The organism is Mesorhizobium loti R88b (assembly GCF_013170845.1).
Lineage (GTDB): Bacteria > Pseudomonadota > Alphaproteobacteria > Rhizobiales > Rhizobiaceae > Mesorhizobium > Mesorhizobium loti_B.
In genome coordinates this window covers 1,138,379-1,147,427 of record NZ_CP033367.1, presented here as the reverse complement: position 1 = coordinate 1,147,427, position 9,049 = coordinate 1,138,379, and the positions used below count along the sequence as shown (strand labels likewise).

At 61.2% G+C, this 9,049-nt stretch carries 15 protein-coding genes; 6 read left to right on the top strand and 9 right to left on the bottom strand.

What is annotated here, in order from left to right; all coding sequences use genetic code 11:
* On the top strand, positions 1–402 hold the full coding sequence (rpsP, locus tag EB235_RS05485) for a 30S ribosomal protein S16 (RefSeq protein WP_027031966.1): 402 nt from the start codon (positions 1–3) through the stop codon (positions 400–402).
* A 303-nt stretch (positions 403–705) separates the two neighbouring features.
* On the opposite strand, the gene EB235_RS05480 is transcribed toward rpsP, so the two are convergent.
* Positions 706–1,455, bottom strand: coding sequence for a hypothetical protein (locus tag EB235_RS05480; RefSeq protein WP_027031967.1), 750 nt, complete (start codon positions 1,453–1,455; stop codon positions 706–708).
* Positions 1,456–1,856: 401 nt separating this feature from the next.
* Between EB235_RS05480 and EB235_RS05475 the strand changes: the two genes are divergently transcribed.
* Entirely contained in the window at positions 1,857–2,060 is a 204-nt protein-coding gene (locus EB235_RS05475; RefSeq protein ID WP_027031968.1) for a hypothetical protein, read from the top strand.
* Between the two features lie 153 nt (positions 2,061–2,213).
* The gene (locus EB235_RS05470) at positions 2,214–2,558 is read left to right on the top strand and encodes a hypothetical protein (RefSeq protein ID WP_245268860.1); all 345 of its coding nucleotides are present in this window, start codon (positions 2,214–2,216) and stop codon (positions 2,556–2,558) included.
* A 43-nt stretch (positions 2,559–2,601) separates the two neighbouring features.
* Here the strand turns inward: EB235_RS05470 and EB235_RS05465 are convergent, their stop codons facing one another.
* From EB235_RS05465 to EB235_RS05440, 6 genes are all read right to left on the bottom strand, one after another.
* A complete protein-coding gene (locus tag EB235_RS05465; protein WP_027031970.1) occupies positions 2,602–3,129 on the bottom strand; it encodes an SRPBCC family protein in 528 nt (175 codons plus the stop codon).
* A gap of 17 nt (positions 3,130–3,146) precedes the next feature.
* Positions 3,147–3,557, bottom strand: a complete 411-nt coding sequence (locus EB235_RS05460; protein ID WP_027031971.1) for a DoxX family protein — start codon at positions 3,555–3,557, stop codon at positions 3,147–3,149.
* Positions 3,558–3,712: 155 nt separating this feature from the next.
* Entirely contained in the window at positions 3,713–4,204 is a 492-nt protein-coding gene (locus tag EB235_RS05455; RefSeq protein WP_051429719.1) for an SRPBCC domain-containing protein, read from the bottom strand.
* A gap of 25 nt (positions 4,205–4,229) precedes the next feature.
* On the bottom strand, positions 4,230–4,577 hold the full coding sequence (locus tag EB235_RS05450; RefSeq protein WP_027031973.1) for an ArsR/SmtB family transcription factor: 348 nt from the start codon (positions 4,575–4,577) through the stop codon (positions 4,230–4,232).
* Between the two features lie 88 nt (positions 4,578–4,665).
* On the bottom strand, positions 4,666–4,950 hold the full coding sequence (locus EB235_RS05445; RefSeq protein WP_027031974.1) for a hypothetical protein: 285 nt from the start codon (positions 4,948–4,950) through the stop codon (positions 4,666–4,668).
* Positions 4,951–5,018: 68 nt separating this feature from the next.
* Positions 5,019–5,924, bottom strand: a complete 906-nt coding sequence (locus EB235_RS05440) for a bestrophin family protein (RefSeq protein WP_027031975.1) — start codon at positions 5,922–5,924, stop codon at positions 5,019–5,021.
* Between the two features lie 189 nt (positions 5,925–6,113).
* Here EB235_RS05440 and EB235_RS05435 point away from each other — a divergent pair, with 189 nt between their 5' ends.
* The 3 genes from EB235_RS05435 to EB235_RS05425 all read left to right on the top strand — a co-directional run bounded on the left by EB235_RS05435 (position 6,114) and on the right by EB235_RS05425 (position 7,301).
* A complete protein-coding gene (locus tag EB235_RS05435) occupies positions 6,114–6,521 on the top strand; it encodes an ACT domain-containing protein (protein ID WP_027031976.1) in 408 nt (135 codons plus the stop codon).
* A gap of 72 nt (positions 6,522–6,593) precedes the next feature.
* Positions 6,594–6,863, top strand: a complete 270-nt coding sequence (locus EB235_RS05430; protein WP_027031977.1) for a type II toxin-antitoxin system Phd/YefM family antitoxin — start codon at positions 6,594–6,596, stop codon at positions 6,861–6,863.
* 3 nt (positions 6,864–6,866) lie between these two features.
* A complete protein-coding gene (locus EB235_RS05425; protein WP_027031978.1) occupies positions 6,867–7,301 on the top strand; it encodes a type II toxin-antitoxin system PemK/MazF family toxin in 435 nt (144 codons plus the stop codon).
* Here EB235_RS05425 and EB235_RS05420 read toward each other — a convergent pair.
* Both EB235_RS05420 and EB235_RS05415 read right to left on the bottom strand, forming a co-directional pair.
* Positions 7,255–7,782, bottom strand: a complete 528-nt coding sequence (locus EB235_RS05420; protein WP_080680867.1) for a GNAT family N-acetyltransferase — start codon at positions 7,780–7,782, stop codon at positions 7,255–7,257. The two genes, EB235_RS05425 and EB235_RS05420, sit on opposite strands and share 47 nt — an antisense overlap.
* A 194-nt stretch (positions 7,783–7,976) precedes the next feature.
* Entirely contained in the window at positions 7,977–9,011 is a 1,035-nt protein-coding gene (locus EB235_RS05415) for an aspartate-semialdehyde dehydrogenase (RefSeq protein ID WP_027031979.1), read from the bottom strand.
* Positions 9,012–9,049: the final 38 nt, after the last annotated feature.

The following is a 9,049-nucleotide window of genomic DNA, read 5'->3' as shown; positions in this document are numbered from 1 at the left end:
ATGGCACTGAAGATCCGACTGGCCCGCGCGGGCTCGAAGAAGCGTCCTTACTATCACGTCGTCGTTGCCGACGCCCGTTCGCCCCGCGACGGCCGTTTCATCGAGTCGCTCGGCTCGTGGAACCCGCTGCTGCCCAAGGACGGCGAGCGCGTCAAGGTTGACGCCGACCGCGTCAAGCATTGGCTGTCGCACGGCGCCCAGCCGACCGACCGCGTGCTGCGCTTCCTCGACGAGGCCGGCATTGCCAAGCGCGACGCCCGTTCCAACCCGAAGAAGGCCGAGCCGGGCAAGAAGGCGCAGGAACGCGCCTCGCTTCTGAAGAAGGCGCAGGAAGACGCTGCCGCCGCCGTTGCGGCCGCCACTGCCGCCCCGGCCGAGGCAGAAGCCGCCACCGCCGAATAAATATTGCTTCATCGCATCGACAAAACGGCGGGCCTGTGCCCGCCGTTTTGCTATTGTGCGGCAATGCCATAGCGGCTTTCAGCTTGATGGAGCGGATGAGCGAAGCGCCAGTCGCGGAAGAAATCCTGTCCGGCGGCCTTGCCGAAACGCTGTTGCGATGTGCTGACGCCACGGACAGGTGTCGTGGTGCTGATGCGGCCGCGTCGGCGCGGGCAAACGGCACTCAGTACGCGATGGTCGTCAGTGCAGTGGTGTTGCGCCGAACTCGGTCCAGTGGTGCGACTACTGGCAGCGCCGCAATGCCTAGTGCTGGTCTTGACCCTCGTCGAAGCCGAGAATTTTTGCGTTCGCGCGACGCTGCATCCTTCGAATAAAGAGCTTCAAGTGATCCTCTAGATCCCCAAAACTATCCGCCGACAAATTTACAGGGAATGTGATGGTCACGTCCCCCTCGTCCAGTGCGATGATTTCCTGCCGCATCCCCGGTTTGAGTGGCGGCTGTTCTCTTGTCTCGGCACGCCGTTGAGTCGGACGTGACGGCTCCGGAGCTTGCATCGTCTCATCCTCCGTGGAGGTTGGCGGGTGAGGATACCCCTTCTCATGAAGGGTCGCAAGCGTGATTGTCGTGAGATAGGTCTTTGCTGCTTTCGCTGCGCCATCCGGCGAATACCCCCGTTTAGCGAGCCAATAACGGAGATTGCTATCACTGGGGGGCGTTGGAAATTCCTTGGCAATTTCCCGGAAAAGGCTTGGTTGCAATGCCATCCGGCGTAGCGCATCCACTCTATCTAGGGAATCCTCCGGAGCCATTAGCGCGGTGATCGCGTCCTCAGTGATCCGGTTCTCATCGCCAGTGCCATCGACAAGGCCGTAGGCGCGTAAAGCGCCGATCTTTCCTAATGCGGGGCCACTTAGGCTTTCATGCCCTAGGTGAGACGCTAGCGCCGATTTGGAGACCCTGTTTCGACCGTCCTTGTCATAGAGCTTCCGCGCCATGACCAGTGCTCCGGCCAAATCGACAAGGGGGTAGTTGGGGCTTCGAACCTTCGCCATGAGCGTTCTCCTCTATTGGTCGATTATTCTCACGAGCAGATAGAATAATCAACAGAATAAAGTCAGGAGCTAACTCAGAATGCGCTTGTCAAGCGGTCGGTTTTCAATATGCTCCGAGCCGCCGGGAGAGAATCCCGACGATTCGGAGCATTGGAGATGCGATGGAACCCATATGACGCCCGCTTCCTGATCTGACGAGGTTTGCCGACCTGGTCAGTTTCAGCAGCCGCCGCTGGGCGGTAGGGGCCGCGGCGCAAATGCCTCGGCTCCACAACGGACCCGGAATAGGTCCGGGTTCGAACAGTGACCGAATAACAGATCACTCAGCGGAGCGACAATGATTCATCCTTGAATCAGCGTCAACTGTTCATTCGGTCGCAACCTTTTCGAAAGGAAAGGCAATGCAGGACCGCAAGGTAACACCGGATATGGTCCCGGTGATTAAGTTGGCCCGCCACCTGGACATTCCGTACTCGTGGATTTCGGGTTATTATCCCGGCCTCAACTTTGGCCGGATTGCTGACGTGATGTCGGGAAAGCTGTTTCCCGACATCCCTGCGGCGACGCGACTCCCGCCCGACTTTCCGATGCGGGCAGCGGCATAAACGAAGGAATACAGGGGGCGGCCTACTGGTCGCCCCTTTTCAGTTGACGGGAGACTCCGACGTTGATCTCCTGCCGATACAGTTTGGGGAGTGTGCGTCTTGAAATCAGTTCTGGCTTTAGCGATCGCGGCCTTTTTGGCCTTGACCCTTGGCATGCCGGCCCAGGCGGCCGGTTTCGCCAACATCGTACTTTCCGCGACGAAGGGCGGCGAACCCCAGAACGCATTCCCCGCGGACACGCCGGTCATCTATTTATCGGCCGACCTGGTGGACATTCCGGCCACGTCGACGATCACATTCTCGTGGGTTTCGATCGATTCCCATGGCGTTGCGCCAGCCAACTATACGATCGACAAGGTTGACCTCCATGTCGGAGAGAACACCCAGGCGGATTCGCAGCTCAGCAAACCCACGGCCGGGTGGCCGGTTGGCACCTATCGTGTCGACCTGATCATCGACGGAACGGTTTCGGACTCGGCACCCTTCACCATCCCATGATTTGACCGGCCATTAAGGCGCTCGGCGGACAGGTCCTGGCCGGTCATGCTTCGGTGCTGCGCTTGAGATTGGCGAGGCCGACCTCGAAATCCCGACCGATCAGCGTGTCGAAATTCATGAACAGGCCCATCAGCTTGGCGATGAAGGGCCGGCTGCCGCGCATCGCCCAGGTGACGGCGGTGGTGTCGCCAGACGGCGTCAAGGTGAAGTCGACGCTGTTGTTGGCCCTGAACGGTTTCTCGAAATCGAGCTTGAGCGCGACCAGCGAGGACGGCACCGAATTGACGATCTCCATGCGCCCTATGCCGGCCTTGCCGTTGCCTTCCCAGGCATAGGCGGCGCCCTTGCCGCTTGCCGCACCGGAGAGGGCGCGCTTCATATCAGGGTCGAGCTTTTCGTAAGGCGACCACTCGGGCCAGCGGCTGAAATCGTTGATCAGCGGGAAGATCGCTTCCGGCGGCGCCTTGATGCCGGCCGTTCGGGTGGTGACAAAATCATTCGGCCGCGTCGCCGCGTAGATAAGGACGGCGGCAATGATGATGACGAGGACGATAAGGATTGTGCTGAACATTCTTCTCTCCTTCGCGCTTAACGGCCGAACGGGATCAGCGCGCGCAGCCTGGGATCGCGCAGATACAGGCCGGCCCACAGGATGATACCGAGATAGACCCCGAACAGCGTGTGCGAGAATAGCGGGCTGTCGAGGCGCACCTTGGTGGCGATGGCGCCGCCCATATAGGCGGTGAGCAGGATGGCGCCGAGCACCGAGGTGCGTGGCCATGCGTAGAGCGCCGTCGAGACCAGGCCGATGATGCCGAGCATGCGCGCGACGTTCGGATCGGCCGGCCAGCCGAGCTGCACCATGGTTTGCGTGACGATGTCGAGCGGCGGCAGCTTGATGGCGCCGTCGAAGATCATGAACAGGATGATGACGCCGCTGAGCACGCGGCCGGTCCACAGAGCGCCCGACGAGACGGGCGCGGTTTCAGAAATGGTCATTGCTCTTCCCTCAGTGTTTCAGTTGGGCGCCGACCTTCTTCGTGAAGGTCGATCCAAGGACGCGCGGCGAGGCGCTGACCCGACACGCCGCGGATACTTTTTTGATGCCCGGCAATCGACGCGCGACGCGTTGCCTTGCCGGGACCTGTGTTCGTTCAAAGCGTGGTGAGATAGGTCTCGAGGCGGGCGTAACTCGCCATGACCATCTGGCCAAAGCCCATCTTGACCGCCATGTCGCGCGCATCGATCGAATTGGCGCGAACGGTTGCCACGATACGCGTCTTGCCGCCGACATCCTCGAACTGGATGGTGGTCACCATCTGGGCCGGTGCCAGGCTATCCTGCCATTGGCTGCGGTCGAGCGGCGCATCCCGGTAGACGATCCGCTCCGGCGGTGTGATCTCGAGATAGACGCTGTTGGTCGGATATTCGCTGCCGTCCGCGAAGCGCATGGTCAGCCGCCATTCGCCGCCGGGCCGCACATCCATCTCGCAGACCGGATAGGTCGATCCTTCCGGTCCCCAGAACCGCACCAGATGGTAGGGATCGGTGAACAGTTTGAACATCAGGGCGCGCGGCGCTTCAAAGGTCCTGGCGATGATGATCGCCGGATCGTCGGACGGAACTTCTATCGACTGATCTGTCACGTTCTCCCCCAGTGATTCCACCCCTTCAGCTGCGGCTGCCGTCGGGATCTCCCTTTTGCAAAGCCTGCAGATAGGTTTCGAGCCGATCGAACCGCCCGTCCCACAGCACGCGATAGGATTCCAGCCATGCATCGATCTCGCGCAACGGCTCCGGCTGCAGGCGGCGCGGCCTGAATTGCGCATCGCGGCCGCGCGCCACCAGACCGGCGCGCTCCAGCACCTTGAGATGCTTCGACACCGCCGGACCGCTCATGGCGAAGGGTTCGGCCAACTCGGTCACCGAAGCCTCGCCAAGCGACAGCCGTGCCAGGATGGCGCGCCGCGTCGGATCGGCCAGTGCGGCCAAGGTCAGGCTGAGTGCGTCGGTTGCCATTCTTATCAAACCAAGTGGTTATCTAACCTTTTGGTTATATACGGCACAATAAAGCGCGGGGTCAAGTGCCGTGGTCGGGGAATTGTGTCTAGTGGGAAGGTGGGATGCGCCGAAGCTTCGGACTGACCCTCAGCACTTCCGCCAGCCAGACAACGGATTTCTCCGCCGCAGCATAGGCGAGTTCCGCCGTAGCGTAACGCGCACCGGAATAGTATTCCGTTGGCGTCCAGGCGCCACCATCCTCGACGTCCCTGCGGAATTCCTCATAGCCGAACGATTTGTCGGGCCTGGAGAAGATATCGACACAGCGGTCGTGTTCGTCGTTCTCAACGCTGGCAAACACGACCCATGATCTGTCAATTCGTTTCGACATCCAGTTTCTTATAAACTCGCGGCTGTCCTCTATTGACCAGAGCGCCTGCAAATTTCCGACGGTCATCGTCAGGAAAAATAGAACCTCTCGGCCGGAATCATCTTGGGCGGTGTTTCGCCCAGCGCCTCGAACACCGAGATTTCGCAGACGCGGCAGAGGCCGTCGAGCGCCAGGTCGTTGGCCTCGGTGCCGAACGGATCCTCGAGCTCTTCCGAAAGTGCGTCGAGGCCGAAGAAGGTGTAGGCGATCAGCGCCGTGAACAGTGGCGTTGCCCAGCCGGTTGTCGAGATCAGCCCGATCGGCAGCAGCAGGCAGACGATGTAGGCCGTGCGGTGAACCAAAAGCGTGTAGGCGAAAGGCAGCGGCGTGCCGGCGATCCGCTCGCAGCCGGCCTGGATGGCGGTAATCGATGCCAGCCTCTCATCCAGGATGCGAAAGCCGATCGAATCGACCTCGCCGACGCGGCGCTGCGCATTGGCGCGGCGGCCCATGCGCCTGACCATCTCGTCGGCTGGATTGGCGAATTTTGCGGCCGTCTCCGCATCCGCATCGATGAAGGCGCGGGCGTCATTGATGCTGTCGGTCTTGCGCAATTGGCCGCGCAGGAAATGGCAGAAGGCAAGCGCCTCCATGAGCAAAGCGCGCTGCTCGGCCGGGTCGGCGATCAGGCTGGTCGTGGCCCGCGCCAGATTGCGGATCTCAAAAACCAGCGTGCCCCACAGCTTGCGCGCCTCCCACCAGCGGTCGTAGGCGGCGTTGTTGCGGAAGGAGAGGTAGATCGACAGGGTCACGCCTACCAGTCCGAACGGCGTGATGTTGAAGACGCCAAGATCCAGCTGAAACCTGCGTGCGAGGGCGACGATGATCGCCGAATAGAGCGCAAAACCAAAAATCTGCGGCAGGATACGTGGCACCACGGAACCGCGCATGATGAAGAACAGCTGCAGGAACCCCGGACGCGGGCGAACGATCATCGAAGAGCCTTTCACGGACCGGCGCGGGTCCTCAGCTTCTCTATTGTGCGATGCGATAGCTTCGCAAGCCCATCGGCAAGCGACATCGCCATGTCGTGCGTGCAGCGTGCGGACTATCGGCTTGCTTCAGTCACGGATATTGAAAGGCCTGCAGACTTGGCCCCGTCCTACATCAGGCATGAGAAAAAAATGACCGGCGAGACCGATCTGAAGACCTTGTTGGCATCGATGACACCGGAATTGCTTCCTGGCGTCCATGTCTTCGTCACCCTTGCACATGGGGTTGCCCAACCGGAAGGCCTGGAGCCGGTGATGGTGTTTCGCGAGCGTGAAGGCCAGACGCTGATCGTGACCGAGGAGGCTGCGAAGGCAGCCGGACTCACTGCCTCGTTCCGCTGCCGGATGATCACGCTGAACATCCACTCATCGCTGGAAGCAGTCGGCTTCCTCGCCGCCATCACAACGCGGCTGGCAAGCGCCGGCATGGGCGTCAATCCGGTCTCGGCCTTTTATCACGATCATCTTTTCGTCCCGGCTGCGCGGGCGGAGGAGGCGCTGGAACTGCTGCGCCAGTTGGTAAAGGACAGCGCCGGCTAAGCTTTGACAGATTCCCGAAATCAGCGTAAATTACGCTTAATGCGTAAATCGCGCGATTTAGGAATGAACGCCATGCGTGAAGTCCCCACCACAGAATTCACCCGCAATTTCGGCCGCTACCGTGAAATCGTGCAGCGTGAGCCGGTAGCCGTAATGAGCCATGGACGCCCCACCGGCTATTTCGTTTCGGCCGTCGAGTATGAGGATCTTCAGCGCTACAAGAACCTCGCCCAGAGATCCTTTGCGACCAGAGATCTCAAGCGCGAGGAAGTGGATGCCATCGCCAGCGGCCGCATGTCATCGGAACACGACCATCTCAATGCCTTGATGGACGCCAAGTAAGGCATGCCTCTTCCCGATCCGCAGCTCGGCCTTGTGATCTCCTACGCCTGTCTGTGGCATCATGAGCATCAGGCCGGACAGGAAGAGGGACGAAAGAATCGTCCATGTGTGATCGTACTCGCCGTCGAACGCGGCGCTGACGGTTTGATCGTGACAGTGGTGCCGATCACACATGCGCCGCCGGCGGACCCATCGGTGGCGATCGAGTTGCCTCCCGCTGTCAAACGCCATCTCGGTCTGGACGGCGAGCGCTCATGGGTGATGCTTCACGAAGGCAATCGCTTTGCATGGCCGGGCTACGATCTCCGTCCGGTGCCGCATTCAATCGATCGCTACGACTACGGCCTGCTGCCCCCGCGGCTGTTCTCATTGATGGTGGAGCGCTTCAAGATCATTTGGGAAGCCGGCGGGCAGGGCCGTCAGATACCGCGTGACTGACGGCTTGCGATGGCCGCGCCGGCGCTAGATAACGCCTGCGGACGTACAGAATATCCGGCAGGCCTTCCTCATTGGTCGTGCCGTCGCCAAACGACTCAGCACGGAACCCATGGCGCTCATAGAAGCGCCGGGTGCCGGTGTTGGATCGGAAGCAATGCAGTTTCACGATCGGCAGGGTAGTGGTCACGTCCATCAGCAACCGGCTGCCGATGCCTTGGCCTGTCCAGGCCGGGTCGAGATAGAGCTGTTCCACCCAATCGCCGCAGACGGCAATGAAGCCGACAATCTCTTCGCCGATCTGGGCGACCGTCACCTGCTGCCGTGGCAGCACGATATCCCTGATGAAGGCGAGGTCCTCGGCCGGCGTGTGGATGACCGGCATCCAGTCGAACGAGCCAAGCGCCGCCCGCATGAGTTTTGCGATGGCGGCTGCGTCCGAGCCGGTGGCCGGGCGAAGTGTGATTTTGGCGGGATCGTTCATAGCGTTTCTCAACGCAGGCCGGCGCTGCCCCTCATCCGCGCTTCGGGCACCTTCTCCCCGTTGAACGGGGAGAAGGAAGAGGCGCCCCGGCCGAAGGCCGAGCCCGCGACCGCGGGCCGCCGGTCGTCCGGCGCGCCCGCGCAGGGCCAGCCGCGGCAGCGGCGATACGGCCCGTGAGCGAAAACAAACAGCCGTCAGGCCGCCTTCTTCTTCGGCTGGATCAGGCCGCGCTCGACCAGAAGCTCCGCGATCTGCACCGCGTTCAGCGCCGCGCCCTTGCGCAGATTGTCGGAGACGATCCACATCGACAGACCGTTGTCGATGGTCGAATCCTCGCGGATGCGCGAGATGAAGGTGGCGTCCTCGCCGGCCGATTCGAGCGGCGTGATGTAGCCGCCGTCCTCGCGCTTGTCCAAGACCTGGCAGCCGGGAGCCTCGCGCAGGATATCGCGCGCTTCGTCGGCGGTGATCGGCTTCTCGAATTCGATGTTGACCGCTTCAGAATGGCCGATGAACACCGGCACGCGCACGCAGGTCGCCGTCAGCTTGATCTTGGGATCGAGCATCTTCTTGGTCTCGGCGACCATCTTCCACTCTTCCTTGGTCGAGCCGTCATCGAGGAAGACGTCGATATGCGGGATGACGTTGAAGGCAATGCGCTTGGTGAACTTCTTGACCTCGACGCCGTCGGCAACGAAGACCGCGCGGGTCTGGGTAAAGAGCTCGTCCATGCCTTCCTTGCCGGCGCCTGACACCGACTGGTAGGTGGCAACGACGACGCGCTTGATGGTGGCGAAATCATGCAGAGGCTTCAGCGCCACGACCAGCTGCGCCGTCGAGCAGTTCGGGTTGGCGATGATGTTCTTGCGCGTGAACAGCGAGATCGCGTCCGGGTTCACTTCCGGCACGATCAGCGGCACGTCCTGGTCATAGCGGAAGGCCGACGAATTATCGATGACGACGCAGCCCTGCTTGCCGATCTTGGGCGACCATTCCTTGGAGACGTTGCCACCGGCCGACATGATGCAGATATCGGTGTCGGAAAAATCATACTGGTCGAGCGTCTTGACCTTCAGCGTGCGGTCGCCGAACGACACTTCCGTGCCCTGGCTGCGCCGCGAGGCGAGCGCCACGACTTCGCTTACCGGAAAGCCGCGCTCTTCCAGTATGTTGAGCATTTCCCGGCCCACATTGCCCGTGGCGCCGACGACTGCAACCTTGAAACTCATCGAAAAATCTCCTGTCCCTCTCCGCTTGGTTTTTGGAG

Excerpts from the sequence above, each read along its gene's own strand:
- rpsP (WP_027031966.1), top strand. The coding sequence starts at position 1 with ATGGCACTGAAGATCCGACTGGCCCGCGCGGGCTCGAAGAAGCGTCCT.
- EB235_RS05480 (WP_027031967.1), bottom strand. The coding sequence starts at position 1,455 with ATGGCGAAGGTTCGAAGCCCCAACTACCCCCTTGTCGATTTGGCCGGA.
- EB235_RS05475 (WP_027031968.1), top strand. The coding sequence starts at position 1,857 with ATGCAGGACCGCAAGGTAACACCGGATATGGTCCCGGTGATTAAGTTG.
- EB235_RS05470 (WP_245268860.1), top strand. The coding sequence starts at position 2,214 with ATGCCGGCCCAGGCGGCCGGTTTCGCCAACATCGTACTTTCCGCGACG.
- EB235_RS05465 (WP_027031970.1), bottom strand. The coding sequence starts at position 3,129 with ATGTTCAGCACAATCCTTATCGTCCTCGTCATCATCATTGCCGCCGTC.
- EB235_RS05460 (WP_027031971.1), bottom strand. The coding sequence starts at position 3,557 with ATGACCATTTCTGAAACCGCGCCCGTCTCGTCGGGCGCTCTGTGGACC.
- EB235_RS05450 (WP_027031973.1), bottom strand. The coding sequence starts at position 4,577 with ATGGCAACCGACGCACTCAGCCTGACCTTGGCCGCACTGGCCGATCCG.
- EB235_RS05445 (WP_027031974.1), bottom strand. The coding sequence starts at position 4,950 with ATGTCGAAACGAATTGACAGATCATGGGTCGTGTTTGCCAGCGTTGAG.
- EB235_RS05440 (WP_027031975.1), bottom strand. The coding sequence starts at position 5,924 with ATGATCGTTCGCCCGCGTCCGGGGTTCCTGCAGCTGTTCTTCATCATG.
- EB235_RS05435 (WP_027031976.1), top strand. The coding sequence starts at position 6,114 with ATGACCGGCGAGACCGATCTGAAGACCTTGTTGGCATCGATGACACCG.
- EB235_RS05430 (WP_027031977.1), top strand. The coding sequence starts at position 6,594 with ATGCGTGAAGTCCCCACCACAGAATTCACCCGCAATTTCGGCCGCTAC.
- EB235_RS05425 (WP_027031978.1), top strand. The coding sequence starts at position 6,867 with ATGCCTCTTCCCGATCCGCAGCTCGGCCTTGTGATCTCCTACGCCTGT.
- EB235_RS05420 (WP_080680867.1), bottom strand. The coding sequence starts at position 7,782 with ATGAACGATCCCGCCAAAATCACACTTCGCCCGGCCACCGGCTCGGAC.
- EB235_RS05415 (WP_027031979.1), bottom strand. The coding sequence starts at position 9,011 with ATGAGTTTCAAGGTTGCAGTCGTCGGCGCCACGGGCAATGTGGGCCGG.